Source organism: Pontibacter russatus, from assembly GCF_009931655.1.
GTDB classification, from domain to species: Bacteria; Bacteroidota; Bacteroidia; order Cytophagales; family Hymenobacteraceae; genus Pontibacter; species Pontibacter russatus.
The window spans coordinates 119,771-146,475 of record NZ_CP047984.1 but is presented as its reverse complement, the minus strand read 5'-3'; the positions used below and the strand labels follow the sequence as shown (position 1 = coordinate 146,475).

The 26,705-nt window shown below is 53.8% G+C and carries 22 protein-coding genes; 10 read left to right on the top strand and 12 right to left on the bottom strand.

Annotated features, from left to right (window positions below):
• The first annotated feature begins 132 nt into the window (after nt 1-132).
• The 3 genes from GSQ62_RS00620 (at nt 133) to GSQ62_RS00610 (ending at nt 3,346) form a co-directional block, all read left to right on the top strand.
• The gene (locus GSQ62_RS00620) at nt 133-975 is read left to right on the top strand and encodes a prephenate dehydrogenase (RefSeq protein ID WP_161887708.1); all 843 of its coding nucleotides are present in this window, start codon (nt 133-135) and stop codon (nt 973-975) included.
• 109 nt (nt 976-1,084) lie between these two features.
• The gene (locus GSQ62_RS00615; protein WP_161887707.1) at nt 1,085-1,801 is read left to right on the top strand and encodes a 3-ketoacyl-ACP reductase; all 717 of its coding nucleotides are present in this window, start codon (nt 1,085-1,087) and stop codon (nt 1,799-1,801) included.
• A 660-nt stretch (nt 1,802-2,461) separates the two neighbouring features.
• Nucleotides 2,462-3,346: a YsnF/AvaK domain-containing protein gene (locus GSQ62_RS00610; RefSeq protein WP_161887706.1), complete on the top strand. Its 885-nt coding sequence runs from the start codon at nt 2,462-2,464 to the stop codon at nt 3,344-3,346.
• Nucleotides 3,347-3,430: 84 nt separating this feature from the next.
• On the opposite strand, the gene GSQ62_RS00605 is transcribed toward GSQ62_RS00610, so the two are convergent.
• The 5 genes from GSQ62_RS00605 to GSQ62_RS00585 form a co-directional block, all read right to left on the bottom strand.
• Entirely contained in the window at nt 3,431-3,709 is a 279-nt protein-coding gene (locus tag GSQ62_RS00605) for a SelT/SelW/SelH family protein (RefSeq protein ID WP_161887705.1), read from the bottom strand.
• A 33-nt stretch (nt 3,710-3,742) separates the two neighbouring features.
• A complete protein-coding gene (locus GSQ62_RS00600) occupies nt 3,743-6,283 on the bottom strand; it encodes a family 20 glycosylhydrolase (protein WP_161887704.1) in 2,541 nt (846 codons plus the stop codon).
• Between the two features lie 311 nt (nt 6,284-6,594).
• Nucleotides 6,595-7,356, bottom strand: coding sequence for an MBL fold metallo-hydrolase (locus GSQ62_RS00595; protein ID WP_161887703.1), 762 nt, complete (start codon nt 7,354-7,356; stop codon nt 6,595-6,597).
• Between the two features lie 103 nt (nt 7,357-7,459).
• Nucleotides 7,460-8,806, bottom strand: coding sequence for a P-loop NTPase family protein (locus GSQ62_RS00590; protein ID WP_161887702.1), 1,347 nt, complete (start codon nt 8,804-8,806; stop codon nt 7,460-7,462).
• A 54-nt stretch (nt 8,807-8,860) separates the two neighbouring features.
• Nucleotides 8,861-9,655, bottom strand: a complete 795-nt coding sequence (locus tag GSQ62_RS00585; RefSeq protein WP_161887701.1) for a thymidylate synthase — start codon at nt 9,653-9,655, stop codon at nt 8,861-8,863.
• A 301-nt stretch (nt 9,656-9,956) separates the two neighbouring features.
• Here GSQ62_RS00585 and GSQ62_RS00580 point away from each other — a divergent pair, with 301 nt between their 5' ends.
• The 3 genes from GSQ62_RS00580 (at nt 9,957) to GSQ62_RS00570 (ending at nt 13,296) form a co-directional block, all read left to right on the top strand.
• Entirely contained in the window at nt 9,957-10,526 is a 570-nt protein-coding gene (locus GSQ62_RS00580; RefSeq protein ID WP_161887700.1) for a hypothetical protein, read from the top strand.
• 199 nt (nt 10,527-10,725) lie between these two features.
• A complete protein-coding gene (locus tag GSQ62_RS00575; RefSeq protein ID WP_161887699.1) occupies nt 10,726-12,678 on the top strand; it encodes an AAA domain-containing protein in 1,953 nt (650 codons plus the stop codon).
• Between the two features lie 105 nt (nt 12,679-12,783).
• Nucleotides 12,784-13,296: an FKBP-type peptidyl-prolyl cis-trans isomerase gene (locus tag GSQ62_RS00570; RefSeq protein WP_161887698.1), complete on the top strand. Its 513-nt coding sequence runs from the start codon at nt 12,784-12,786 to the stop codon at nt 13,294-13,296.
• A 66-nt stretch (nt 13,297-13,362) separates the two neighbouring features.
• Here GSQ62_RS00570 and GSQ62_RS00565 read toward each other — a convergent pair whose 3' ends face one another.
• Nucleotides 13,363-13,947: an acyl carrier protein phosphodiesterase gene (locus GSQ62_RS00565; protein WP_161887697.1), complete on the bottom strand. Its 585-nt coding sequence runs from the start codon at nt 13,945-13,947 to the stop codon at nt 13,363-13,365.
• Between the two features lie 147 nt (nt 13,948-14,094).
• On the opposite strand from GSQ62_RS00565, the gene GSQ62_RS00560 reads away from it, so the two are divergent.
• Both GSQ62_RS00560 and GSQ62_RS00555 read left to right on the top strand, forming a co-directional pair.
• Complete coding sequence (locus GSQ62_RS00560; RefSeq protein ID WP_161887696.1) at nt 14,095-14,595, top strand: pyridoxamine 5'-phosphate oxidase family protein; 501 nt, start codon at nt 14,095-14,097, stop codon at nt 14,593-14,595.
• 208 nt (nt 14,596-14,803) lie between these two features.
• Nucleotides 14,804-15,565 carry a spheroidene monooxygenase gene (locus GSQ62_RS00555; RefSeq protein ID WP_161887695.1) on the top strand — a complete coding sequence of 254 codons (762 nt, stop codon included), beginning with the start codon at nt 14,804-14,806 and terminating at the stop codon, nt 15,563-15,565.
• A gap of 32 nt (nt 15,566-15,597) precedes the next feature.
• Here GSQ62_RS00555 and GSQ62_RS00550 read toward each other — a convergent pair whose 3' ends face one another.
• A complete protein-coding gene (locus GSQ62_RS00550; RefSeq protein ID WP_161887694.1) occupies nt 15,598-16,257 on the bottom strand; it encodes a DsbA family protein in 660 nt (219 codons plus the stop codon).
• A gap of 357 nt (nt 16,258-16,614) precedes the next feature.
• Between GSQ62_RS00550 and GSQ62_RS00545 the strand changes: the two genes are divergently transcribed.
• Nucleotides 16,615-19,650, top strand: coding sequence for a class I tRNA ligase family protein (locus GSQ62_RS00545; RefSeq protein ID WP_161887693.1), 3,036 nt, complete (start codon nt 16,615-16,617; stop codon nt 19,648-19,650).
• Between the two features lie 138 nt (nt 19,651-19,788).
• Here the strand turns inward: GSQ62_RS00545 and GSQ62_RS00540 are convergent, their stop codons facing one another.
• The 4 genes from GSQ62_RS00540 to ispG form a co-directional block, all read right to left on the bottom strand.
• A complete protein-coding gene (locus tag GSQ62_RS00540; RefSeq protein ID WP_161887692.1) occupies nt 19,789-20,229 on the bottom strand; it encodes a MarR family winged helix-turn-helix transcriptional regulator in 441 nt (146 codons plus the stop codon).
• 310 nt (nt 20,230-20,539) lie between these two features.
• Nucleotides 20,540-20,899, bottom strand: a complete 360-nt coding sequence (locus GSQ62_RS00535) for an MmcQ/YjbR family DNA-binding protein (protein WP_161887691.1) — start codon at nt 20,897-20,899, stop codon at nt 20,540-20,542.
• Between the two features lie 8 nt (nt 20,900-20,907).
• Nucleotides 20,908-21,072, bottom strand: a complete 165-nt coding sequence (locus tag GSQ62_RS20585) for a DUF6728 family protein (RefSeq protein WP_202621816.1) — start codon at nt 21,070-21,072, stop codon at nt 20,908-20,910.
• 231 nt (nt 21,073-21,303) lie between these two features.
• Nucleotides 21,304-23,277 carry a (E)-4-hydroxy-3-methylbut-2-enyl-diphosphate synthase gene (ispG, locus tag GSQ62_RS00530; protein WP_161887690.1) on the bottom strand — a complete coding sequence of 658 codons (1,974 nt, stop codon included), beginning with the start codon at nt 23,275-23,277 and terminating at the stop codon, nt 21,304-21,306.
• A gap of 325 nt (nt 23,278-23,602) precedes the next feature.
• Between ispG and GSQ62_RS00525 the strand changes: the two genes are divergently transcribed.
• Nucleotides 23,603-23,968: a hypothetical protein gene (locus GSQ62_RS00525; RefSeq protein ID WP_161887689.1), complete on the top strand. Its 366-nt coding sequence runs from the start codon at nt 23,603-23,605 to the stop codon at nt 23,966-23,968.
• Nucleotides 23,969-24,474: 506 nt separating this feature from the next.
• Here the strand turns inward: GSQ62_RS00525 and GSQ62_RS00520 are convergent.
• On the bottom strand, nt 24,475-26,667 hold the full coding sequence (locus tag GSQ62_RS00520; protein ID WP_161887688.1) for a glutamine synthetase III family protein: 2,193 nt from the start codon (nt 26,665-26,667) through the stop codon (nt 24,475-24,477).
• Nucleotides 26,668-26,705 lie beyond the last annotated feature (38 nt).

The window sequence follows — 26,705 nt, the reverse complement described above, 5'->3', positions numbered from 1 at the left end:
TACAGGGTCGCTCCTCTTTAGCCGGGTTTAGGGCCGGAAATACATCAAATCATCTTACATTTGCAGGAACTGGTCTGGCAAGCCACCTCCCGAGCAGGTGAATTTCCAGACTTTCGCACCATTCATAACACCATGAACATCAGCATTATTGGCCTTGGCCTTTTGGGAGGATCTTTTGCTTTGGGCCTGAAAGCCAGAGGCGCGCCCGTGACCATATATGGCGTTGACAACAACCCGAAGCACGCGGCGCAGGCGCTTTCCATGCATATAGCCGACAAGATACTGCCACTGCGGGAGGCCATTGCCAAAGCGGATGTAGTGGTGCTGGCAACGCCCGTAAACGTCATTCTGGAGCAACTGCCCGCAGTGCTGGATATGTTGCCGGAAGGTGCCGTGCTCATGGACTTCGGTTCAACAAAAGAACAGCTTTGCCAGGCGGTGGCGGCGCACCCGAAGCGCGGGCAGTATGTGGCCACCCACCCTATAGCCGGTACGGAGTACTCTGGCCCGGAGGCAGCCTTTGCGGCGCTGCTGGAGGGCAAGACCATGATCATCTGCGAGCGGGAAAAATCCGCCCCTGCCGCCCTGGCGCGGGTTGAGCAGCTTTGCCGCATGCTGGACATGCAACTGCGGTATATGCCCGCCGCCGAGCACGACCTGCACTTTGCCTACGTGTCGCACCTGAGCCACATCAGCTCCTTCGCCCTCGGACTGACCGTGCTGGACAAGGAAAAAAACGAGAAAAACATATTCGATATGGCGGGCAGCGGGTTCTCCTCCACCGTTCGGCTTGCCAAAAGCTCGCCCGAGATGTGGGGCCCGATTTTCAGCCAGAACCGAAAAAACGTGTCGGAGGCGCTGGCAGGATACATCGCGCAGCTGCAGCAGTTTAAGGAGGCCATTGATGCCGACCGCGAGGGGCAGACAAAAGCGCTGATGGAGAAAGCCAACGAGATAAGACGCATTCTGGGCTGAGTTCCTCCCGACCCCTTCCCTTCTTTGCTGCTTTTAGCGGTATCTTAAAAGTTTCCACACCGTATATTTGTAGCTACAAACATTTACGTTGAACATTAAGAGATAGAAGATGGAGTCATTAGCAGGAAAAGTTGCGCTCGTCACGGGCGCAGGCAAAGGCATTGGCCGGGCCGTAGCCGTGGCATTGGCCGCAGAAGGCGTGCATGTGGGGCTGCTCGCCCGCACCGAAAGCCAGCTGAAAGAAGTTGCCGACGAGGTAACAGCCCTTGGTGTGCGTGCCGCCGCCGTCACTGCCAACGTGGCGGATATAAGTGAAGTGAAGAGCGGGGTAGCACAGGCAAAGCAGGCGTTAGGCCCAATCGACATTCTGATCAACAATGCCGGTACGGCCATATTCGGAAAGTTTCTGGAGTTGGAGCCGGACGAGTGGGAGTTGAACATACAGGTGAATCTGATGGGCGTTTACTATACAACCCGCGCCGTGCTGCCCGACATGATAGCGCGCTCCACCGGCGACATCATCAACATCTCTTCTACGGCCGGCCAACGTGGGGCGGCCATGACGAGCGCCTACAGCGCCTCCAAGTTCGGGGTCATCGGCCTGACGGAATCGCTAATGCAGGAAGTTCGGAAACACAACATCCGCGTCAGCGCGCTGACGCCCAGCACCGTGGTGACGGAACTGGCACAGAGCAACAACCTGATCAGCGGAGACCCCGAGCGTGTGATGCACCCGGAAGACCTGGCGGAGTTTATCATCGGCCAGCTGAAGCTGAACCGCCGCGTCTTCGTCAAGGAAGCTGGCCTGTGGTCAACCAATCCGTGATAATATAGTGCATCCAGTTGCGCCTCCTGTTTGTTTTGCTGCAGCAGGATAATCAATCAGAGCCGCTGCCCATCCGGGAGCGGCTCTGCTGTTTAAATTGACGACTGCCCTTGAAGTAGTATTTTAGGACTTACGCAAAAGAATAAGCAGTGTGAGAAAGTCCCCCTTTCAAGGGAGCAGGGGGATGAGAGGCGGCTGGAAGTGCCAAAGCAACCCTGGCCTGATAGTAAATACCTTCAAATATAGCCATTATAGATTGTTCACAGGTGCAATCATCCCCTCAACCCCTTCGAAGCAGGGCAAAGATAGCTTTTGTGTAAGTAGTATATATAGCCTTTATAGCCTTGCACAGGCTTCCGCCAAAGACAAAAGGCTCCCTCTCGTCCCTCGTGCATCTTACATCGCAGCCTCGCCCCTGTATATATAAATTTGTATTTATTATATATAAAGCGCTGGATGCAGCTAAGGTATAAACAGGTGGGCGTGATTCTGTAAAATACCTATATTCAACTTATTCGTTAATTATAATTATAAAAACCATCCCGAATACCGTGCGTATGAATAGCTAAGAATTTTAACTAAACCAATATGGCGCTAGTATGGGTGTGTATATAGCTGCATTATCGCCGGAAACAAACTTAACATTTTAATAGAAAGATTATGTCACATACAGTAGTAGGAGTTTTCGATAATTCAAGGGAGGCGCAAACCGCCGTGCAGCACTTAGTATCAGGTGGTTTTACAAGAGACCGCATTGATGTGTCTCCGCAGACAGCCTCCAACACAGCAGGATATAGAGACGAGGATGACGACCACGACAGCATCGGAGATTTCTTCCGAAGCCTCTTCGGGACTGACGATAAGAGCGATCATTACTCCCGCTACGCCCGGAACGGCTCTGTGGTGACGGTGCATGCTACCTCCGCCATGGAGGCTGGGCGCGCCGCCGACATCATGGATGAGTATGGTGCCGTGAACCTGGACGAGCGCGCATCAGGCTATACCGCTGGTGCAGTGGGCACAGCAGGCGCCGCAGCCACCGACACCTCCAGGAGGGATATGGATACAGCCTCGACCGATAAATCCATTCCGATTATAGAGGAGAACCTGCACGTAGGCAAGCGCGAAGTGGAAACGGGCGGGGTGCGCGTGCGCAGCCGCATCATCGAGCGCCCGGTAGAGGAGCACCTGCGACTGCGCGAAGAGCATGTGGAGGTAGAGCGCAGACCCGTAAACCGTCCTGCCACTGAAGCTGACATGAACAGCTTTAAGGAAGGCGACATTTCCCTGACTGAACATGCCGAGGTGCCGATGGTGGACAAGGAAGCGCGTGTAGTGGAAGAGGTGCGCATCAGGAAAGACGTGGAAGAGCACGTGGAGGATATCCACGAAACTGTACGCAAGACTGACGTAGAGGTAGACAAGCTCAACGAAAACGAGCTGAGAAACCGCAGAACTCCCCTCGATTCAGATGATGACCTGACAGATGAGGAACTGAGAAGACGTAGGGCAGCGGGTGACCCGAACCGTCCGCACACGCTGTAGTCAATCAGCAATTTATATATAAAGCCGGCGGCTCCTTTGTTAGGAGCCGCCGGCTTTATATATAGGCTGTACAGGCACAGTTTTTTACTTGCTGTCGCTGTGGCCCAGTGGCCGGTCCGGGGCAATGCGATCCCGAACCAATTGCTTCAGCTCCTTGGATTCCGGGAAACGCCCCGCCTCTTTCCGCGAATATATAAGTTCACCATTCAGGCGCACCTCAAACACACCGCCCGTGCCCGGCAACAGGGCCACCTCCCCTATTTCTGCCTCAAACGTGGTCAGGAGTTCCTGCGCCATCCAGGCCGCCCGCATCAGCCAGCGGCACTGGGTGCAGTAGTTTATCTCAACGCGTGGAGACGCCATATGCTGTACATAAAATTGAGTCGGAGGAACTTCTTACTTATTTTCAACCGTCACTACCCGGCCGCCCCGGCCAGCGGGGTCAAACACACGCAGCTTGATGGTGCCCTTTTCTGCTATAGGTCCGGTATAGGCCTTGCTCTTGGCCGTAGGCTCCGAGCCATCTGTCGTGTACCGGATGGCCAGCCCCGGCAGCTGCACGTTGGCCGACACCTTGCCATTGTTTACTACTGCTCCGGCTGTCGGGATGCGGTAGTTAAAGCCATCGAGGTAATAACTCAGGCGCGGCAGTTCGCGCTTGCCCAGCACATTCACAAACTCCGACCAGGCCTGGTTATACAGTGTTTCGGCTTTGGCAGCCTCTTTTTCAGTGGCCCAGGTCGGGTCCGGAGCCCACGCCCGCTCCGCTAGGCCCAGCAGTTTGGGCAATAGCATATACTCCAGTTTCTCCGGTGTGGTCACCATTTCGGTCCAGAGCGGTGCCTGTAGCCCCACAATGTTCTTCCTGCCTTCCTCCGTCAGGCGCACCTTGTCGGCATATATGGAGGGGTTGATGGGGTTGTTCTCGGTGTCCACCTTCATATTTTTCATGTAGTCGTACGGGATAAAGTAAAACGGCTTGTCCACGTCCACGTAGCCTCCCCAGTTCAGCCCCGTTTCCTCATATGCCTTCTGGTAAGACAGGTCGAGGTACATGTTCGTCACGTTCGTCAGCACCACCTTATAGCCCGCGTTCGCCAGCCGGTAAGCCAGGTCGATGTTGTTGCCGAGGTTGTTCCACACATCCACGTGGAAGTTCTCGTTCGCGAAATCAGGATTGGCGATATAAGTCATTTTGCCGTCTTTGCGCACTTTGCGCATCCCGATTTCCTCCCAGCCGGACAGGTACAGGTTACGCTCCTTCAGCATATCGTTTATATTCCCGAAGAAGTAGTACCACAGGTCGTCGGTGTTGTTCACCTTCGGGTTGTCGGCAATCAGTTTCTGTGCCGCAGGCGATTTTTCCCAAACCCCCGGTGGCACCTCATCGCCTCCGAAATGTATCGTCTCGATGGGCGCACCCGCCTCTTTGTACATCGCCAGTATTTCGTCCGTCACTTTCTCCAGAAAGTTGTACGTCGAAGGCAGGGACACATCCATTACGTTGTCGTTGAAGTTCTGCACCGAGCGGTACTCCGACTTATCGTTCAGGTCGCGGAGCAGGTAGCGCTCCGCCTCCTCCTTTTTGCCCTCTTTCATCAGGCGCGTGTAACGGGCATCCATCGATTTGATGGCGGCACGGGCATGGCCCGGCGTCTCTATCTCCGGAATCACTTTTATATGCCGGGCGGTGGCGTGCTTCAGAATATCGATAAACTCCTGTTTAGAGTAGTAGCCGCTACCGCTGGAGGCGTTCACATCGGGGCCGGAGCCGTAGGAAGGCTGCAGGTTTTCCGCATCGTCCATCGTGTGGCCGCGCTCACTGCCCACTTCCGTCAGTTCCGGCAGGCCAGGAATCTCCAGTCGCCAGGCCTCGTCCTCGCTGAAGTGGAAGTGCAGCACGTTGAGTTTGTAGAGCGCCATCAGGTCCAGCACTTTCAGCACCTCGTCCTTCTTCTGGAAATTGCGCGCCACGTCCATCATGAAGGCCCGGTGGCCGAAGCGGGGCTCATCCGACACTTTCACGCCCACAATTTCCACTAATTTCTGAGGGGAAGCGAGTGCGGTTGGTGACACCAGCACTTTCAGCGACTGGGTGCCGTAAAATATACCTGCTGGCGTAGTAGCCGAAATCACCACTCCCTGCGGCGTTACCTCCAGTTCATATGCCTCCGGGCCCATGCCCTCCTTCTTCTGCAGCCGGATGGCTTTGCCGGTGGCCGCTGGCTGCACCGCAGGCTTCTGCCCGAAAACCTGACCCAGGTATTCTGTCAGCAGGGCTGCTTCTTTGCTGAACGCTTTGTCGGCCACAATCGGCACCGCTGGCGTTAGCGTAATGCCTTTGCCTGTTTCGGTATAGTTAGCTGGCGTGGGGAAAACTTTTGTCAGCTTCTCAACCGGAATGTCTTTGATGACCTGATTCTGCTTGTACACGTCTTTGGCCTCAATCCAGCCGACCATGTTTTTGGCAGGCTTTTCATAAGTGACTTTCCCTACAGTATAGCCCTTGGCTTTGTTATCGTCCCACACCAGGTAGAAACCAACCGGAGCCCGCGACGCGTTGATCATCTGGCCGCCCGATACAACGGAGATTTTTCGGGATTCACCGGCAGGCAGGCTTTTGAATTGCGCGGTGGGCACCATTCGGAGCAGGTCGCCGTTTACGTGCTCGATTTTAACAGGTGCATTGGCGCCATCAGCTTTGAAAGAGGGCGAGGCATGGAAGTAAAGGGCCCAGCCGCTTGCCGGCAACGGTTGCTGACCGCTGTTCTGCAGTGTCAGCGTGGAGAGTGTCTGCGGTTTGTTCTGGTATTTTTCCTGTACCACCTCCCAGGTTATATTGAGTTTCTCCGGATTTACTTTTCCGTTGGATTGACAGGCGGCATGGAACTGTACCGCTAGCACGCACAGCAGGGTGACGACGATTTTTCGGATCATTACAGTGTGGAGTTATATATAAATTTAGTTTCAGCAGGTATTGTGCGGCTATATTCCGGAAAAATGGCTGCTCCGATTTCTGCGCCGCTAATATTCCCCTAAGCTATCAAATTTCATGCACTTTTTGAATTACTGCATTTGGCCTGCGCTCGGAACCATTGCGGGGATATAGGACATCACCGGAACAGGCAGTAACGTGTAGCTGGATATATAGCAGGACTTGCGGGATGATGGGGAATCAGGTATAAACAATTGTAAAAAAGGACCGAAGAGAAACCTCGGTCCTTTAAAAGATGTCTTCTATTCAACTCTCACTGCGCCGGGTACCAGTCCCTCAACCGCACTTCGATGTTCTTGTCTTTATCGTTCACCATTTTTTTGAACGCCTCTACGTCAGCAAGTCCGCCCTGGCCACGGAAGTGGTACGGATATATAACCTTCGGCTTAAAGTCCAGCGTAGTGCTGGCGGCCTGTGCTATATCCATCGTGTAGGGCAGGTTCATCGACAGGAAAGCCACGTCAATGTTCTTCAGCCCGCGCACTTCCGGCACGCCCTCCGTGTCGCCGGAGATATAGACATTTTTGTTACCTGTTTTCAGGACATAGCCGTTTCCGCGTCCTTTCACGTGCTTGGCGTCAGCGCTTTCCGGCAGGTTGTACATGGGCACAGCTTTTATCAGAATCCCCATTTCCGTGATGCTTTCGCCATTGCCAATTACTTTTGCCTGGCTCCTGTACTTCTCCGGAAGTTTATCAGCCACGGCCTGCGGCACCACAAACACCGCGCCTTCCGTATCCATCGCGTCCAGTGTCTCCGTGTTCATATGGTCGCCGTGGATGTCAGTGAGGAGAATCATATTAGGTTTTTCTATGCCGGCAAAGGCCGCTGCCCCGCCGGTGGGGTCCACATAGATGGTTTTACCGTCCCAGTTCAAAACCATGGTGGCGTGCTCAATCGGCTGAATCGTGAGGGTGCCTTTGTTGGTTTCGATTTTATCCGGCGTGGCACGCTGGGCGTTGGCCTGCAACAGCGCCACCGTTAAGATGGCTGTGAGAATGGATGTTAGTTTCATAGTCTGTCGTGGTTTGAGTGGGAACAGGTGAATGCCGATTTGGTTTTACGCCCGAAGCCAGCATGATGATATATGATTCATCATTTCGCCTATCTCTAGTGCATCACTTTACCCGGATGGTCGGAAACCTGGTCTGCACGTCGTTGAAAATGATGCTGTATATCCGCTCGATGCGGTCAGACGGCAAGGAGTCCGTTAACTTCCGCTCTTCTTTCCAGCGCAGGTAAAACAAGAAGGAAGGCTCCAGAATGTACAGCGTCCGCAGCTTCTGGCTCCACTCCAGCAGCTCGAAAGCGTATTTGTGCTGCAGCTTGCTGAGCACGCCCAGCGTGCTGTTGATGGAGGTGGCAGGCGGTGTGGCAAATTTTATGCTGAGTTGTGCCAGCCTTTCGTCCAGCTCGTGCCGCTGCAGCTTGAACGTGATGGGGTCTAAGGTGAAGGCCAGCAGCAGCAATTCATAGGTCTGGTATTTGCCGCCCTTCCGGAAACCCCGGATGATGACATCATATATATCCCGGAACACGCTGAAATCCGTGTGCGCCACATTGTACAAGGCCTTCGCGATGTCCTCCTCCTCAAACGCTGGCCTGGTGCCACCCTCCAATGTGTCAATCTCTGAAATCCTTTTGTCGAAAAAAAGCCGCAGGCAGCAGCTCTGCGTGATGATGGGGAGTCCTACACACTCGGTGGCGATAAACTCCACCAGTGCTTTTTTGATGGGAATGTTCAGGTAGCTGAAGCCGCTGGTGATGATCTGCTCGATGTCGCTGGTGAGCCAGGTGCCCACTTCTATATGGGCGATTCTGCCCACCAGGTCTTTGTTGGAGTAGGCCAGGTCCACGGCGTGATGCGTCGTGCCGAGCACAATCACCGACACCTCCTCGTCTACGAAAGCTTTCCACTGCTGGAAAAGACTTTTCTTCACCTCCTCCTTCAGGTAGTGGAAATCCTCTATCACGAGCACGTACGGCAGGTTCTTCAGGACCGGGATGAGGTGCTTGGGAGACGGCCTGGAGATGATTTTTTCCCGGGCCGTGCTCTCGCTCACTTTGTCAGCTATCCCCAAACTGACCTCGCCTATCAGATTCGCCAGCCAGCCCCAGCCCATTGTGCCACCCATTTTCGCGGCGCCCGTCACCTGCACATCCTCCGCAGCCGTGCTGGCCGTGATGCGGTCGAAGTTCACGTCTTCCAGCGCCTTCCGCCACACATCGTCCGTTGTCATCTGGTCATCGCAGCGCACAATCAGCGGCAGCTTGTTTAAATCCGCCAGCACTTTCTGGTACAGCGTGGACTTGCCTGTTTTGGAAGGCCCCGTGATGAGGCACAGCTTGCCGGCCACCTCCAGGTACTCCGTCAGCAGCCGCTCATATTCCCCGTCGTTCCGGCTCACGTACGTGACGCTGGGCGTGCCGATGGTCTTGAACACATCTTTGATTTTGACAAGCATACCGCGCGATTCCTCTCTGACTATATACAAACCAATGACTTACGTTTGATTTGATTACACCGCCACCGGCGCCTTGATGGCGGGGTGCGGGTTGTAGTTCACCAGTTCGAAATCCCCGTATTTGAAGTCGAAAATATCTTTCACGTCCGGGTTCAGCTTCATCTGCGGTAAGGCGCGTGGTTCGCGGGCGAGTTGGAGTTGTGCCTGCTCCAGGTGGTTTATATATAAATGCGTGTCGCCGCCCGTCCAGATAAACTCGCCTGGCTCGAGGCCCGTCACCTGCGCCATCATCAGCACCAGCAGCGCGTAGGAGGCAATGTTGAACGGCACGCCCAGGAACACATCGGCGGAGCGCTGGTACAGCTGGCACGACAGCCTGCCCTCGGCCACGTAAAACTGGTAAAAGGCGTGGCAGGGCGGCAGCTTCATGTTTTCAATCTCGGCCACGTTCCAGGCGCTCACGATGATGCGCCGTGAGTCCGGGTTGTTTTTCAGCTGGTTCACCACCTGCGTGATCTGGTCGATGTGACGGCCGTCGGGGGTGGGCCAGCTGCGCCACTGCGAGCCGTATACCGGACCCAGGTCGCCGTTTTCGTCGGCCCACTCGTCCCAGATGCTCACGCCGTTCTCCTTCAGGTACGAGATGTTGGTGTCGCCCTTCAGGAACCACAGCAGCTCGTGCAGGATAGACTTCAGGTGTACCTTCTTCGTCGTCACCAGCGGGAAACCATCGGCCAGGTTAAAGCGCATCTGGTAGCCGAACACACTCAGCGTGCCCGTTCCGGTCCTGTCCTCCTTTTTCACTCCCTTGTCGAGGATGTGGCGCATCAAATCTAAATATTGCTTCATATTGTATAGGGTCCGCTTTAATTTTAAATCCGGAAATAAAGATAACATGATTTGTTGGAAGTAGCGGTTGTTGGGCAAGAGAAATCTGTGCAGGGCGGGGAGCTGCCTTGCCTCACGGAATCCACAAATTTACAGGGCGCGGTTTTATATATAAACCATGTCTTCAGGCAGAGGTGGCCTGGCGGTAACAGCTAACCGGCAGCTTCTGCTCTTTTACAGGCTTTGCCAAAAATAAATGTGGGGCTTTTGCTTTCAGTTGGCCATATTTGCATGTAATTTGAGGATTTAGCTTAGAAGTGAAATGAAGAGATTATTGGTGATGGCCATGTGCTGCCTCTGGTTTATAAGTGCGCAGGCCCGGCAGCAGGATAAGCTGACCACGCTTATGAACGAGCGGGAGCAGCTGGTGATGGAATACCAGTTTTACACGCAGCAGAACAGCAATTTCTGGGGAAAGAAGTCGAAGGCGGATTTGATGAACATCATCGAGACGCTGAAAAAAATCATCAACACCGACTCTGACCTGATTGCCGCCATCAAGGAGGCCAGCATCAAGAAAGTGGCGGAGAGCACCGTGGAGAGCCAGCGCGAAGGCAAAATGACCTTGCAGGACCAGCGCATCATCAGCACCCGCATGGCCGACCTGCAGAGCCAGATAAAGATGCTTCAAACCAGCATCAAGCAGCGTGAGCGCACCATAAAGGACCTAGAGGCGCAGCTACAGGACGCCTCCGAGTTGCGCTACGGCAAAGACAAAGTGATTTCGGTGCTGACGGGTGCCTGTGTAATCCTGCTGCTATATGCCATTTTTCTGCAGGTGAGGCTGAGCAACGCCTCCAAAAAGGTGCGGAAGAAGAAAGCGGTAAAGTAACCGAGGCAAGGCTGGCCGGGGAGAATAATATGCTGACCTAGGCTACCTGCATATGAATCTTTAGCACCCTGGAAACTGTTAAGGAAAAGCGACAGACTGCACCAAATGCAAAGCAGATTATATTACCTGCTTGGTGCAGAATAAGTAAAACACACCGGAAGGCTGGAGCATATATGCCAGCCTTTCTTTTTTGAGATACATGAGCGAGATACTATATGAACTGAAGCAGGTACAGGAACTGCTGAAGATTGAACAGGAAGAAGACCGGCAGCAATACAAAATCAAGAGCCTGAAAAGCACAGTGGCTGAACGCAAGGCCATGGGCTTCTGCTGGTACCCGGTCACCATCACCAAAGAGGAGATCGGCTTCGGAAACAAGGTGGTGATAGAGCTGGAGCGCACCAAAGACCGCGACCAGTTGCACCTTTTCCAGACGGGCAAAGCCGCCGCCCTGTTCAGCAACAACGGCAGCGGCGAGCGCCAGAACCTGAGCGGGGTGATCGTGGGCCTGCGCCGCAACAAAGTACTCCTGGCCACCAACAAAGAAGACCTGCCGGATTGGGTGGAAGACGGCCGCCTCGGCATCGACCTCACCTTCGATGAGATGAGCTACCGCGAGATGGAGTTCGCAATGAAGAAGGTAATCGAGGCATATAAGACAAGGCTTGCCGAGCTGCGCGATATTTTGCTGGGCGACATGCCCCCGCGCTTTACGGACGTGCAGGTGGAGGCTATCCCGTCGCTGAACCCGTCGCAGAATGAGGCAGTGCGCAAGATTGTGCAGGCGAAGGACGTGGCCATCATCCACGGCCCTCCCGGCACGGGCAAAACCACCACGCTGGTGCAGGCCATCCTCACCACCCTGCAGACGCAGAAGCGCCTGCTCGTGACTGCCCCCTCCAACACCGCCGTGGACCTGCTGACGGAGAAACTCGCGAACGAGGGTGTGAACGTGATCCGGATCGGGAACCCGTCGCGGGTGTCGGATGTGCTGCTGGAACATACCCTTGATGCGCAGATAATGGAGCACCCCTCCTACAAAAATCTGAAGGACTACCGCAAAACGGCAGAGGAATACAAGCGCATGGCCAGCCAGTACAAACGCAAGTTCGGACACGAGGAGCGTGCGCAGCGGCAGTTATTCCGGTCGGAGAGCAGGCGCCTGCTTGAAGAGGCGGATCGCGTGGAGGAGTACATCACCGAAGATTTGCTGCACAACGTGCAGGTGATTACCTGTACGCTGGTGGGCGCGGCCAACAAAGCCATCCGTCACCTCGAGTACGAAACGGTGTTTATAGACGAGGCCGCCCAGGCCCTGGAGCCTGCCTGCTGGATACCCATCAGCCGCGCCAAGCGCGTGGTGCTGGCGGGCGACCACTGCCAGCTGCCGCCCACGGTAAAATCCTACGAGGCGGAGAAGGGCGGCCTGAGCAAGACCCTGTTTGAGAAATGCATCGAGCGGCAGCCGGAAGTGTCAGTGATGCTGAAAACACAGTACCGCATGCACCACCACATCATGGAATTCTCGAACCAGCAGTTTTACAAGGGCGGGCTGGAGGCGCACGAAAGCGTACACAGCAGCGACCTGCACCAGTTTGACCCACACTTTGCGCCCGGTCTGGCCGTTGAGTTTGTGGACACGGCGGGCTGCGGATACAACGAAGTGGATACGCCGGAAAGCTCCAGCTCCGCCAACCCTGACGAGGCCAACCTGCTGCTCAACCACCTGGCGCACCTGCTGAAGGATTATACCCCCGCCGCAGACACAGAGGCAGACCCGCTGCGCATCGGCGTGATAGCACCCTACCGCGCTCAGATCAACTACCTGCAGGACCGCGTGGAGCATATGCCGCTATTGCACGATCTGAAGCTAAAGCGGCTGTTATCGGTCGGTACGGTGGACAGCTTCCAGGGGCAGGAGCGTGACATCATTTATATCAGCATGACGCGCAGCAACGACAAAGGCGAGATCGGCTTCCTGGCGGATATCCGGCGCATGAACGTGGCCATGACGCGGGCGAAGAAGAAACTCGTGATTGTGGGCGACAGCGCCACCCTGAGCCAGCACCCGTACTACGCGGCTTTTCTTACGTACGTAGAGAGTATAAACGCTTACCGCAGCGCCTGGGAACTGACCGGGTGCATGCCATAGGCAAAAGCCGTGCAGGCGGTTAATGACAACCTCCTGCCATTGGTTTCCAAATAAAAAGTTTATCTTTAAGATATTCACTTGTATCACCTACTGAAAAAGTAAAACATGAAGATTGAGAAAAATAAAGTGGTCACGCTTACTTACGAGCTGCGCATTCTGGACGAGGACGGGGAGCAGAACCTGATAGAGACGGCCAACGAAGAGCAGCCCATGGTGTTTATATATGGCATGAGCGGCCTGCCTGACCAGTTTGAAGATAACCTGGAGGGGCTTAAATCCGGCGAAAGCTTCGACTTTAAGCTTGACACCGAGGACGGCTACGGGGAATATAATGAGGACGCGGTGGTAGACCTGCCCAAGAATGTTTTCGAGGTAGAGGGCTCTGTGCCGGACAATATGCTGGAAGAAGGCAACTACATCCCGATGTCGGACAGCGAGGGCAACCAGTTGCAGGGGCGTGTGGTGGAAGTCGGGGATGACACGGTAAAGATGGATTTTAACCACCCGCTGGCCGGCAAGGAGCTGTATTTCAAAGGCAAGGTGGAGAGTGTGCGGGAGGCCACGCCGGAGGAGCTGGACCACGGCCACGTACACGGCGCAGGCGGGCACCAGCATTAGGTAACAGCAATTTATATATAAAAGGAGCAGCTTTCCGGCTGCTCCTTTTTTTGTGGCCGTATGCCCTCAGAGTTCCCGCTTCACTTCCTCCACGTACTGCACCAGTTCAGGGAAAAAAGCATCGAACTCAGCGGCATACAGGCTGTAGTTTTCCTGCAGCTCCTCGGCTGCCGTTTCCATACCCGAGGCAAAAGGCGTCCGGCGGCTCATGCCCGTCAGGGCCTGCCCGATACCCTCCACCTGTGCGTAAGACAAGAGCCAGTTGTGCTGCTGCATATACCCGAACAGGTGCTGCACCCTCGGAGGCAGCAGGTGGAAATTGCGCTGGATGAGGCCATATACCTGCTGCGCGTAACCCGGCAGCGGCCGCAGGGCATATCGCTCAAAGTCGGCGGCCAGAAAGTGGTCGTAGTACATATCCCCGATAACGGGTGCATATTTCCGGTACCTGGGCCGCAGCCGCGCCTTGGTTTCGGCTACAATGGGGTGCGTGTCGGTATAAGTGTCGATGAGGCGGTGCAGCCGGATGCCCCTTGCGATGCCGGGGGTATATAGCCCGGCCTGTTTGCCTTTTACAGCATCAGCGATGAAGTTGCCGATCAGAAGTTCTTCCTCATCGCCGGATAAAAAGATATGTGCTAAAAAGTTCAAGTCAAGAGATAAGTATGGGCAATACGATTTAACAGCCTCGCGCAGCTTTTGTTTCGGCGCCTGCACGCCATTGCCGCAGGCACCGCACCTACTGAACCCTATATGGGCGGGCCGCGTAACTTAAGGCTGAACTGATACTATAAAGCTATGAATAACGACCCGAATACAAAGCAGCATCTCGGAAAACTCATCGACATGATCAAAGATATAAAAGTGGCGATGCTCACCACCATGGACGAAGACAATTGCCTCCGCAGCCGCCCGATGCGGGCTATGGAAGTGAAGCCGGACGGGCATATATGGTTTTTCACGGGCTACCATTCCGGCAAGTCGCACGAAATACAGCAGGACGCGCACGTAAACCTGAGTTACTCCGACCCTGATAACGAAAACTATGTCTCTATCTCGGGTAAGGCACAGGTGTTGCGCGACCAGCAGAAGATCGACGAGCTATGGAACCCGGCCATGAAAACCTGGTTCCCCAAAGGCAAAGAAGACCCCAATGTCGGCCTGCTCAAAATCACCATCGACAAGGCCGAATACTGGGACGCGCCGAACAGTGTGATGGTACACCTGTATGGCATGGTGAAAGCGGCCCTGACCGGCGAGCGACCAGATGCCGGAGAGAATAAAAAGATAAACCTGTAGCGCGTGCAGGAAGAAAGAGCAAGCGGGTTATATATGAATTAAGCTGCAGGTTTGCCGCTGACATATAAACTGACATATAGAAATAAAACCTCAAATTGGAAAACACCAGCCAAACATATCACGTCGGCTGGTGTTTTTTGTTTCTGTAGCTTTATTTTCGGATAAAGTTCGCATCAGCATTCTCAACGTCTAAAATATTAGGTTATATATGCCTCCTGCCTCCCTGGCTGTTTCCAATCCAAACCCTGCTGCCCGGCTAACGACGCTGACCCTCTTCGGCATCCGGAGCGGCCATATACGGTGGGGGCTGGCACAGATGGGGACGGCCGGGCCGCTCCTGGAAAAAGTGCCGGGGCTGCTGTTTTACAAGTTGTTGGGCAGCGGCCAGGGCCAAAGTTTCAGCCTGAAGCCTAATTTCAAACGCTACGGCCTGATGTGTACCTGGGAATCAGAGGCGGCCGCAGACAACTTTTTACTGAACTCCCCTTTTATAACGGCATACAGGCTGCGCACGGATGAGATATGGACCGTGAAACTCCTGCCCTACCAGTCGCATGGGCTGTGGGACAAGCAGGAGCCTTTTGCGCCTGCGCTACCGGAGAAATATACCGGAGGCCCCATAGCGGTTCTGACAAGGGCCAGCGTGAACTGGTGGCGGCTGCCCGCCTTCTGCCGTTACGGGATGCGCACAAGCAAGTCGCTTGATGCGGCGGAGGGGCTTTACTGCTCCATCGGACTGGGAGAATTACCGTTTATCCGGCAGGCCACGTTCAGTATATGGGAGTCGGCGGAGGCGATGAAAGCTTTTGCCTACAAAGACCCGGAGCACCAGGAGGTCATGCGTCGGACAAGGGCGGAGAACTGGTACAGCGAAGAACTGTTCGCGCGTTTCAAGCCCGTCAGCTCCGCCGGCACCTGGAACGGGCAAGACCCTCTGCAGGAGGTGCTGCCCCGGCCCGTCTACAGTTGATTTTTAGAGGCAGATTCAGCGGCCTGCTCCAGTTACGGCTGATGGTTCAGCTTTTCGAGCGCCTGCCGCAGATGCGCCGCCATGCCGTCGTAGGTGCGGTAGCCCCGGCTAAGGAGGTGCAGGTTGGTTCCGTTGAGGAGGTACAGGCTCGGGAAGGCATTCGCCTGCAGGTGGCGGGCAATGAGAAAGTCCTGTTGCGTTTTCTCAAGCATCTCGTCTGAGGCAAATTTATCCAGGAAAACATCCTCCTCCACCCCGAATTGCAACGCAATGGCCGCTAATACCGCTGGTTTGGTTACGTCCTGGTTTCGCGCGTAAAAGGCACTCTGCACCGCCTCCGCCATCTCAAACTCCACCTCAGGTTTCAGGTAGCGTATGGTCACCACGGCGCGGCACGCCGGTTCAGTGTCATATATAAACCCTTCGCGGTCGAAGAAATTGTAATCAATCGGCTGTCCGGATATCTTCTCCACATCCTGCCAGTGGTGTTTGAGCTGTTCCTTCATCGGCTCGTCCAAGGGCTTTTCAGTACCTGGGCGCAGGCCGCCCATCACCAGCTTAAACTGCAGGGTTCCCTCCTGCTCCGCCTCCAGCCGTTTAATGACCGGGGCAAACCCGTAGCACCACGAGCACATCGGGTCCATCACGTAGATGAGGTGCAGGATATCCAGTAAGTCGTGTTTCTTCTCCATTGTCTGTCTTCTGTTATATGCAAATGTAAGCTGATTGGTTGTTTGGCTTCATGGTTATATGGGTTTATGGTTAAATGGTTGATTGCTAATTGTTGATTGTTTTATGGCCATATAGGGGTGAATAGGTATGACCTCTAATGTCGCTTAATGCATATATGAACTTCATAAATACACACCATCAACCATATAACAATTCAACTATCAAACCTTTCAACCTTGTAGCCATATAGCAATTAAAAACCAACAATCAGCAACCGACAATCAACAAACAGCATTCAGCAACCAAACCTTTCAACAATCCACAATTAACAACTAACTTTACGGTGTAACTTAGAAAGTCCAACACAGCCATACCCGATGTCAGAATATAATTTCAACCAGATTGAGAAAAAGTGGCAGCGCTACTGGGAAGAGAACAACACCTTTAAAGCCACCGCCGACAGCAGCAAGCCGAAATACTACAGCCTCGATATGTTCCCTTACCCGTCAGGCGCTGGCCTGCATGTGGGACACCCGCTCGGCTATATCGCCTCTGACATTGTGAGCCGCTACAAGCGCCTGCAGGGCTATAATGTGCTGCATCCCATGGGCTTCGACTCATTTGGTTTGCCTGCAGAGCAGTACGCCATCCAGACGGGCCAGCACCCGGCCATCACCACCGAAGAAAACATCGCCCGCTACGTGGAGCAGCTCAAGAACCTGGGCTTCTCCTTCGACTGGGATCTGGAAGTACGCACCTCCGACCCGAGCTATTACAAGTGGACGCAGTGGATTTTCATGCAGCTGTTCAACAGCTATTACAACCAGGCCACCGACAAAGCCGAACCCATTACGGAACTGGTGCGGGAGTTTGAGCAGCACGGCAACGCTCAGGTGAAAGCAGTCTGCGACGAAGACACTCCGGCTTTTACAGCGGAAGAGTGGAAGCAGATGAACGGGCAGCAGCAGTCGGAGATGCTGCTGAAGTACCGCCTGACCTATGTGGCCAATGCGGTGGTGAACTGGTGCCCGGCGCTGGGAACCGTGCTGGCCAACGACGAGGTGGTGGGTGGCGTATCAGAGCGCGGCGGCTACCCCGTAGAGCGCAAGCTGATGCGCCAGTGGATGATGCGTATCACGGCCTATGCCGACCGTTTGCTGCAGGGCCTGGAAAGCATCGACTGGCCGGAGCCGATAAAAGAGATGCAGCGCAACTGGATCGGAAAATCAATCGGGGCTGAGCTGGCTTTCTCCATCGAGCAGTCAAACGAAAAGATAAAGGTATTCACGACCCGCCTCGACACGGTATATGGCGCTACGTTTTTGGTGCTGGCACCGGAGCATGAACTGGTGGAACAGATAACCTCGGAGGCACAGCGCCAGGAGGTAGAGGCCTATGTGACGGTGGCCAAAAACCGTTCGGAGCGGGAGCGCATGACAGATGTGAAGACCGTGAGCGGCGTGTTTACCGGCGCCTACGCCATCAACCCCTATAACCAGGAGCGGATAAAAGTATATATAGCTGATTATGTTTTGGCTGGCTATGGCACGGGCGCTGTGATGGCTGTGCCGTCCGGCGACCAGCGCGACTGGAACTTTGCTACACACTTCGGTTTGCCCAAAGTACCTATTTTGGATGCTCAGCAAAACCTCGACACACAGGCAGATGCCACCAAAGAAGGGCATTATGTCAACTCCGGCATCATAAATGGCCTCACCTATCAGGAGGCACTGCCGGTGCTGGTGAAGTTCCTGGAGGAGAACGGCATTGGCAAAGCCAAAGTCAACTACCGCATGCGCGATGCCGTGTTCAGCCGCCAGCGCTACTGGGGCGAGCCGGTGCCGGTCTATTTCAAAGACGGTATTCCGCACCTGCTAAAAGAAAGTGAGTTGCCGCTGGAGTTGCCGAAGATAGATGCCTACCTGCCCACCGAAACAGGTGAGCCGCCTTTGGGCCGCGCCGTGGACTGGAAGTACGAAGACCAGTACGCATACGAACTGAGCACCATGCCGGGCTGGGCTGGCTCCAGCTGGTACTGGTACCGCTATATGGACCCGAAAAATAATGACGCCTTCGCCAGCAAGGACGCCATTCAGTATTGGCGCGACGTGGATTTATATATAGGCGGCTCGGAGCACGCCACCGGCCACCTCCTCTACTCCCGCTTCTGGAACAAGTTCCTGTATGATATGGGCTTTGTGGTGGAAGAAGAGCCATTCAAGAAGCTCATCAACCAGGGGATGATTCAGGGTGTTTCTGAGAAAATTCGTAGAAAAGGGGGGCACTTTACAGAAACAAAGGGTCATTTTGAAGAATCATCTAACTCTGTCATTATTAACACCAATACAGGAGGTAGATGGATACTAAATAATGATTTAATGAGTGTTTACATCAGTGCTGATGTAGATTATTCATATATACCTGAGGAAGAACATAAGGAGCATTTTGTACAGCTTAATGTTCCTGTTGAGTTTACTAAGAACAGCATTATGGGCATTGAAGATATACTTAATTATCTTCGATGGAAAAATGAAAAAACAAGTTCAATTTTTGTTTGTCAAAATGGTTATCATGTGTTCTACTATGATGATAAAACAAATTCTTATAGCTATAGTAGATTCGAGCCCATTTATGAAGGTGAAACTCCCATATCTTCACAAGTAGGTATTGGCAATGTTACAGAACACAATGAGACTCCTAATATTTTCAGAACAAAACCTGAAGTAGAGAAGATGTCGAAGTCGAAGTACAACGTGGTGAACCCGGACGACATTGTAGAGCGCCAGGGGGCCGACACGCTGCGCATGTACGAGATGTTTCTGGGGCCGCTGGAGCAGTTCAAGCCCTGGAACACGCACGGCATGGACGGCGTGCTGAAGTTCCTGAAGCGCTTCTGGAAGCTTTTCCACGACAACAACTGGAACTTTGCCGTGTCGGAAGCCGAGCCGACAGCCGATGAATTGAAATCACTGCACAAGACTATCCGGAAGGTAGAAGAAGACATCGAACGGTTCTCCTTCAACACCTCCGTCTCCACGTTCATGATCTGCGTGAACGAGCTGACGCAGCTGAAGTGCAACAAGCGCTCAATCCTGGAGCCGCTCACCATCATCCTCTCGCCCTACGCGCCGCATATAGCCGAGGAACTCTGGGAGAAGTTAGGCCACAGCCAGAGCGTCAGCTATGCCACTTTCCCGCAGTGGAAGGAGGAATTCCTGGTCGAGAGCACGTTTGAATACCCGGTTTCTGTGAACGGAAAAGTTCGGACCAAAATCAATTTTGCACTGGACATGCCGCGCGAGGAAATAGAAAAAGCCGTGGTGCAGGACGAGCAGCTTTTGAAGTTCCTGGAAGGAAAGGCACCAAAGAAAATCATCATCGTGCCCCATAAAATCATCAACGTGGTGGTATAGACCAGCTGGCACATATGCAACAAAAACCAAGGCCGCTGATTCTTTCTATATCAGCGGCCTTTTTTTAGATAGAAAAGAAGGCGCAGGGAAAAAACAGGTTCCTCCCCGTGCCTCTTGGTTGGCTATATAAATACGTGCTTAGGCGCTTACCTGCTCCGCTGATGAGATCCTGTCATTCACATTCCGCAATGACTCCCTTACCTTGTACAGCAGTTCCACCAGTTTCTCAGCTTCTTCTTCCGTGATTCCCTGTACCAGCGCGTCGAGCTGATGCAGGTTCCCGTCAATCTCGTTGATAATCCTGCGGCCCTCCTCTGATATCACAATGTTCACAAGGCGTTTGTCTGAGGCGTTTTGGCTAACTTTCACAAGCCCCTTCACGCCCAGCCTGCTCACCAAACGCGATGCGTCCGACATCTTGTCCAGCATTTTTTCGCGCAGAAAAGAGGTGGAGACTGGTTTAGGGTACTGATCGCGCAGGATGCGCAGGGCGTTGTATTGCTGTGTGGTCAGGCCGTGCTTCCTGAAAAAATTCTCGTAGCCGTTCGAAAGGAATCCATAAGTATACAGAATGCTCATGCTCGCTTTCTGCCATTCGTTTCGAAATGAAGAAATTCCTATTTCATTCTCTAAAATCATACAGTATAGATAGATGGGTTTATCAAGTATAGCAAAATTATATTAGTTATCCACCATTACCTACCGACATTACCCGAAAATCTTGCCTGCAGTAAAAGGAATAAAATAAACAGCCTATACTAAAATAACACAAACAGCTCAGAATTGTTTTATAAAAATTCTATATATGTGAGCAATCACTTATATAGAAAAACATTCTTCCTCGCGCATGCCGCCAATAAAAATGCCACCCGGAGGTGGCGTAAGAAAATTAGCAGGAGCCGCCGATGGCCTGGCGCTGCTTCCGGGTGAGTTTGGCTGTAACCAATCTGTAAGAGTCATCTATCCATTGTTGCAGAAAAGGATCAGGCAGCCCCGCTTCGGGAAGCACGGTGTTCCAATGAACTTTGCTCAAATGGTATCCGGGCTTTACCTGCGGGTATTTTTCGCGAAACTCTACCGCCTGCTCCGGATCGCACTTCAGGGCAACGCCGCTGCCATAGTCAGAGATGCTGCAAAGGGCAAACATCTTTCCGGCTACCTTAAACACCAGCGTGTCGGGCCCAAAAGGCAGTTCCTCGGTCACGCCAGGCTTAGACAGGCAGTGAGCCCTGAAATCCTCAATGTTCACGGGATGCTTTACAAGTGCTTGATGATGAAATACACCACCCCGGCCAGAAACATCAGCATTGATATCTTATTGATGGTGTGCATGGTGCGCAGGTTGAAGTTCGTCCTTCGGTTAGGGTCTTTTTTGCGGAAGAAGTAGGTGAGCACCTCAGAAAAATCGAATAGGCCTTTCATATAGTTGTAACAATTGCGGTGGATGGTCGGCAGCATATATAAGCTGCCCCCGGCATTTTAGTTAAACATCCTTTACGGAAAAAAGATTTTCTACAGCGGCTCTTTGTTTTAAGTCACCTTAATACTGCATAATGTAAACTTGCAAAAGGCAGCTTGCTTAGCAGGTATAATATACAAATGCCACTAACAAAACACAAAGCCGTGGCTATAAATTATATTATATATAGCTGCCTACTCCTCCAGTCGCACCGGCTCGATCCATCTGTCGTCCTCGCGGATAAGGTTAATAAGCTCATCCACGGCACGGTCGGCTGGCACTGCCTTCTTGATCACCTTCTGGCCGCGGTACAGCGCAATTTTGTCCTTGCCCACGCCCACGTAGCCATAGTCGGCGTCGGCCATCTCGCCAGGGCCGTTCACGATGCAGCCCATGATGCCGATCTTCACGCCTTTCAGGTGGTCGGTGCGCTTCCGGATCATCGCCGTCGTTTCCTGCAGATCGAAGAGTGTGCGGCCACAGCTGGGGCAACTGATGTATTCCGTTTTGCTCATGCGCGTGCGGGCCGCCTGCAGTATGCCGAAGCTCAGGTTGTTCAGCTGCTCAATGGTATATACCCAGTCTGCCTTGTCCTGCTCCGGCAACAGCTCCGTACTCAGGAACACCCCGTCTCCCAGTCCGTCTATCAGCAAGCCGCCTACGTCGGTGGCGGCATACAGCTGCACCTCATCCGGTGAGAGCTGGCCATAGGCCCGTTTGATGATGCAGGGCGTCTGCACGCCGTTGTTCATCAGCCGGAAGAAACACTTGCGTAACTCAGGCATGGCGTGCTCGTTGCTTGTTTGCAGCAGCAGCACCACCGACGTGTCCTGCTTCAGGCGCTGGACCAGCTCGTCAGACAAATCCCCGATGGAGGCCTCCACAAAGTTCAGGACCGGGTGCAGTGCCGTAGCAGAGAGGTATTGCTTCGCCGTGAGCAAGGGATGGCGGTCTTTCTGCTGCTCCGCCAGCTGCCAGGGTATATAGTTCACGATCTCCTTCAGCCCGTTCGGCAGCATAAAGGTGATGGGATGGTCGCCGGTATAGATATAGTCAGCGCCGAGGTCGTTCATGTTGAACTTGTCGAGCAGCATGGAGTACAGGTGCCCCACGCATTTCAGGTCAGCATACTTTATATCGCTCAGCCGGCTCAGATCCGCTACGACACGCGGCACGTTCTGGCCGCCTATATTTTCGACCTCGGCCGTTTCGCGGCGGTGGTACTGAAACGGGTTAATCGGAACGTTGCAGACGGGCTTCATCGGCTGCGCCTTCTCCGCACGGTGGGTATAGCGGTCAATCAGGGCTTTAGCCACAGGCGCTTCTGCCTCCGGGGCCTCCGTCAGCGACACGCGCACGGTGTCGCCTAATCCATCTTCCAGCAGAGTGCCGATGCCTACCGCCGATTTGATACGACCGTCCTCGGCCTCGCCCGCCTCCGTCACGCCCAAGTGCAGCGGGTAGGGCTGCAGGCCCTCCTCCTCCAGCTTTTGCACCAGCAGGCGGTAGGCCTGCACCATTACCTGTGTGTTGGAGGCTTTCATGGAAATGACGATATCATAATATTGCTCGTCCTCGCAGATGCGCAGAAACTCCAGGGCGCTCTCCACCATGCCCAAGGGCGTGTCGCCGTAGCGGCTCAGGATGCGGTCGGAGAGCGAGCCGTGGTTGGTGCCGATGCGCATGGCGGTGCCGTGCTCTTTGCAGATGCGCACCAGCGGCACAAAGCGCTCCCGGATGCGGTCCAGCTCGGCCTGGTACGTGGTATCGTTGTACTCGATTACTTCAAACTTCTTCTTATCGGCATAGTTGCCGGGGTTCACGCGCACCTTCTCCACAATGCGAGCCGCCACTTCGGCAGCATTCGGGGTGAAGTGGATGTCAGCGATAAGCGGCACCCTGTACCCGCGCCTGGCCAGCTCCGCCTTGATGTTGCGGAGGTTCTCGGCCTCTTTGATGCTCGGGGCCGTGATGCGTATATACTCGCAGCCCGCCTCAATCATGCGGATGCACTGCTCCACCGAGCCAAGGGTATCCATGGTGTCCACGGTCGTCATCGACTGCACCCGGATGGGGTAATCGCCGCCCAGGGGCAGGCCGCCGATGTTGACCACGCGCGTTTTGCGGCGCTGGTACGTTGTAAGGCTGGGGCAATAGGTTTTGTTCATAAGGGAATAAGCATCAGCTTATAACTTCAACTAAAGTTGCGCCCGCTTTGTTCAGTGGCCGGCTCCGTAAAATTAGCACCTTATATCTGAATGTGAAACAAAGCCAGAAGATGGTTTTATATGCAGAAGGGATCATCAGGCCATACAGAAGCATGCAAGGGTGCAATTCAATGAAAGCCACGCTTTGAAATTTCAGGAAATTGATTTATATATACCTGCTCGCTGGATAAAATAACAGGGCCTAAATGGGTCGAAGGCTGCAGTACCTATGCTGCACCAGTGGGCAAGGCCCGACAATTCCGTAGCAAATCACGTATATATAGCCATGATACACATGCACACTTTTATTCCGAAAGATGCGCCAGCCAAAATGCGGGCCTTTGCCCGATGGAGCCATTTGCGGCAGGCGCAGCTGCAGGAGGCGTCCTCCGTCATGACGGACACCGTTACAGAATTCCTGAGGCGGCAGATGGAAAGAGGAAACTGGGAAACGGTGCGGGAGGTCCTGCGGGGCAAACCCATGACGAAAGCGGGTAAATTTCTGCTGGAGGAACTGCGCGGTAACCTGGTGGCAAAACTGATAATAAAGCTGGGCCTCCGCAAGGTGTTTGCCGTTGGCCTCGTGATGGTGCTGCTACCCCTGATACTGGCAAAAGTAGCCGGAGAGGTTGCACACCAGTTCAGAAAGTGAGTTGGTTCTCTGAAGCTATGGGCCATTTTTGGCTGCGAGTGAGGTTGCTTATATATACCGTAGCCTCGGAAATTTATTAACATTTAAACTACTGATAATCAATACACTACTTTTTTATACAAATCTCTGAAGTTCAAGGCTAAACTGTTTCCAGTTTTCACCTGAGGCGCCTTGTAAATGTTGCGGTGCCACGAAAGTGGCAGCTGGAGCAGAGCGCATAGAGGGGCCCCACCCCCGGCATCTTCTTTACACAGCTCCGAGGGGAAATTAGTTTTCCCCGAAGCATGTCGGGGAGACCTCTCGACCTGAGAGCACCACTGTTTCCATAGAATTTAGAAGACGTGAGGCCGTAGGGATGTACAGCCGCTCAAAGCTTATGCAGAATAATTCCCAAGTTCACTTTATATAGATTTTTCCTTTTATCATCTGAAGGAGTCCTATATAGGCTTAAACAACAAGAGCACCTGCGCAGGTGCTCTTGTTGTTTAAGCCTATATGGATGTCTGTTACTTGTTGAACATGAGCTCGCGGTACTTCACCAGCGGCCAGTCTTCGTCATCCACCATCAGTTCCAGCTTGTCCACGCTGTAACGGATCGTGTCGAAGTAGGAGAAAACTTTTTCCTGGTAGTAGATAGCGCGCTCACGGGCCTCCTCTATCTTGTTGGCCACTTTACGCTCATTTATCATCTCCACCACGTTTCTTTGGATCGTGGTGATGTGATGCGACATCTTCTTGATGGATTCCATGGTGGATTGCGTGTACTCATCCTCCAGGCCCAGCTCCTTGAGGCCGCGCACGTTGTTGATCAGCTTGCTCTGGTAAGCAATAGCCGTCGGGATGACGTGGTTCATGGCCAGGTCGCCGAGCACGCGCGCCTCTATCTGTATCTTTTTGATATACTCCTCCAGCAGAATCTCATGGCGGGCGTTCAGTTCCACCTCCGTCAGGATGCCGTTTCTTCTGAACAGGTCTATTGCTTCTTCATTGCCATATATATCCAAGGCGCGCGGCGTCGCTTTCACGTTCGATAAACCGCGCTTCTCAGCCTCCTCTTCCCACTCCTGCGAGTAGCCGTTGCCTTCGAAGCGAATTGCCTTAGACTCCACCACGTACTCCCGCAGCACCTGAATGATAGCCAGTTCTTTCTTCATCCCCTGCCCGTCTATCAGTTCATCCACCACTTTTCTGAAGTCGAGGAGCTGGTCCGCCACAATCGTGTTCAGCACCGTCACCGGGTTCGATACGTTGGCAGACGAACCCACGGCGCGGAACTCGAATTTATTGCCCGTGAAGGCAAACGGCGATGTGCGGTTACGGTCGGTGTTATCCAGGAGCACTTCCGGAATCCGGTCGATGCCCAGTTTCAGGTACATGTTATCGCCCTTCTCCATCGGTAATTTGGCCGTGCGCTCCAGCTCATCCAAAACGGCTGAAAGCTGCTGCCCCACGAAAACAGACATAATGGCCGGAGGAGCCTCGTTGGCGCCCAGGCGGTGGTCGTTGCTGGCCGAGGCGATGCTGGCCCGCAGCAGGTCGGCGTGCTTGTGAACAGCCTTGATGGTGTTGATGAAGAAGGTCAGGAACTGCAGGTTCTCTTTCGGCTTTTTGCCCGGAGACAGCAGGTTTACGCCTGTGCTCGTGCTCATCGCCCAGTTGTTGTGCTTCCCGCTGCCATTCACGCCTTTGAAAGGCTTCTCATGGAGCAGCACTTTAAACTCATGGCGGTCTGCCACACGGCCCATAATGTCCATCAGCAACTGGTTGTGGTCGGTGGCGAGGCTGGCGTCCTCAAAGGTGGGGGCGCACTCAAACTGGCCGGGGGCCACCTCGTTGTGGCGCGTGCGCAGCGGTATGCCCAGGCGGTGGGCTGTTTTCTCGAAGTCAACCATAAAGGCGTGTACCCGGCTGGGGATGGCGCCGAAGTAATGGTCCTCCAACTGCTGCCCTTTGGCAGGCGCATGCCCGAACAGGGTGCGGCCGGTCATCACCAGGTCGGGGCGCGCCGCAAACAGCGCCTTGTCAACCAGGAAATACTCCTGCTCAATGCCCAGCGTGGTGCTTACCTTATATACGTCTTTATCGAAGTACTGGCAAACCGGCACCGCCGCATCGTTCAGAAACTTCAGAGACTTCAGTAATGGGGTTTTGAAATCTAGGGCCTCGCCGGTATAGGAGACGAAGATAGTAGGAATACACAGCGTCTTGGAGTTAAGCCCCTCGATGATGAAAGCGGGGGAAGAAGGGTCCCAGGCCGTGTAGCCGCGGGCCTCGAACGTGTTGCGGATTCCGCCGTTCGGGAACGAAGAGGCATCCGGCTCCTGCTGAACCAGCGCGCTCCCCTTGAAAGCCTCTATGGCAGCCCCGTCGGAGGAGAGGTCGAAGAAGGAGTCGTGTTTCTCGGCAGTGGTGCCCGTCAACGGCTGGAACCAGTGGGTGTAATGGGTGGCGCCCTTGCCCATGGCCCACGATTTCATGGCAGCGGCCACGGCATCCGCCAGGTGGCGATCTACTTTATCACCGGCATCAATGATACGGCGCAGGCGCTTGAAATTATCAGACGACATGGTGGCTCTCATCGCATCGAAGCCAAACACGTTCTCGCCATAATAACTGGAAATGTTGTGGGAGGGAAAAGTTACCTCACCTGTTTTGCGCTGGTTCACCAGGTCCAGGGCCTTGAATCGTAATGTTGCCATATGTTGTTCCGGATTGTGTTTTTAGGTGCAGCAAATAT

Bases quoted from the DNA above. Each gene is read 5' to 3' on its own strand.
- GSQ62_RS00555 (WP_161887695.1), top strand. From the start codon at position 14,804: ATGCCTCCTGCCTCCCTGGCTGTTTCCAATCCAAACCCTGCTGCCCGG.
- GSQ62_RS00615 (WP_161887707.1), top strand. From the start codon at position 1,085: ATGGAGTCATTAGCAGGAAAAGTTGCGCTCGTCACGGGCGCAGGCAAA.
- GSQ62_RS00575 (WP_161887699.1), top strand. From the start codon at position 10,726: ATGAGCGAGATACTATATGAACTGAAGCAGGTACAGGAACTGCTGAAG.
- GSQ62_RS00595 (WP_161887703.1), bottom strand. From the start codon at position 7,356: ATGAAACTAACATCCATTCTCACAGCCATCTTAACGGTGGCGCTGTTG.
- GSQ62_RS00525 (WP_161887689.1), top strand. From the start codon at position 23,603: ATGATACACATGCACACTTTTATTCCGAAAGATGCGCCAGCCAAAATG.
- GSQ62_RS00520 (WP_161887688.1), bottom strand. From the start codon at position 26,667: ATGGCAACATTACGATTCAAGGCCCTGGACCTGGTGAACCAGCGCAAA.
- GSQ62_RS00580 (WP_161887700.1), top strand. From the start codon at position 9,957: ATGAAGAGATTATTGGTGATGGCCATGTGCTGCCTCTGGTTTATAAGT.
- GSQ62_RS00585 (WP_161887701.1), bottom strand. From the start codon at position 9,655: ATGAAGCAATATTTAGATTTGATGCGCCACATCCTCGACAAGGGAGTG.
- GSQ62_RS00590 (WP_161887702.1), bottom strand. From the start codon at position 8,806: ATGCTTGTCAAAATCAAAGATGTGTTCAAGACCATCGGCACGCCCAGC.
- GSQ62_RS00540 (WP_161887692.1), bottom strand. From the start codon at position 20,229: ATGAGCATTCTGTATACTTATGGATTCCTTTCGAACGGCTACGAGAAT.
- GSQ62_RS00620 (WP_161887708.1), top strand. From the start codon at position 133: ATGAACATCAGCATTATTGGCCTTGGCCTTTTGGGAGGATCTTTTGCT.
- GSQ62_RS00560 (WP_161887696.1), top strand. From the start codon at position 14,095: ATGAATAACGACCCGAATACAAAGCAGCATCTCGGAAAACTCATCGAC.
- GSQ62_RS00545 (WP_161887693.1), top strand. From the start codon at position 16,615: ATGTCAGAATATAATTTCAACCAGATTGAGAAAAAGTGGCAGCGCTAC.
- GSQ62_RS00600 (WP_161887704.1), bottom strand. From the start codon at position 6,283: ATGATCCGAAAAATCGTCGTCACCCTGCTGTGCGTGCTAGCGGTACAG.
- GSQ62_RS00550 (WP_161887694.1), bottom strand. From the start codon at position 16,257: ATGGAGAAGAAACACGACTTACTGGATATCCTGCACCTCATCTACGTG.
- GSQ62_RS00610 (WP_161887706.1), top strand. From the start codon at position 2,462: ATGTCACATACAGTAGTAGGAGTTTTCGATAATTCAAGGGAGGCGCAA.
- GSQ62_RS00570 (WP_161887698.1), top strand. From the start codon at position 12,784: ATGAAGATTGAGAAAAATAAAGTGGTCACGCTTACTTACGAGCTGCGC.
- GSQ62_RS00605 (WP_161887705.1), bottom strand. From the start codon at position 3,709: ATGGCGTCTCCACGCGTTGAGATAAACTACTGCACCCAGTGCCGCTGG.
- GSQ62_RS20585 (WP_202621816.1), bottom strand. From the start codon at position 21,072: ATGAAAGGCCTATTCGATTTTTCTGAGGTGCTCACCTACTTCTTCCGC.
- ispG (WP_161887690.1), bottom strand. From the start codon at position 23,277: ATGAACAAAACCTATTGCCCCAGCCTTACAACGTACCAGCGCCGCAAA.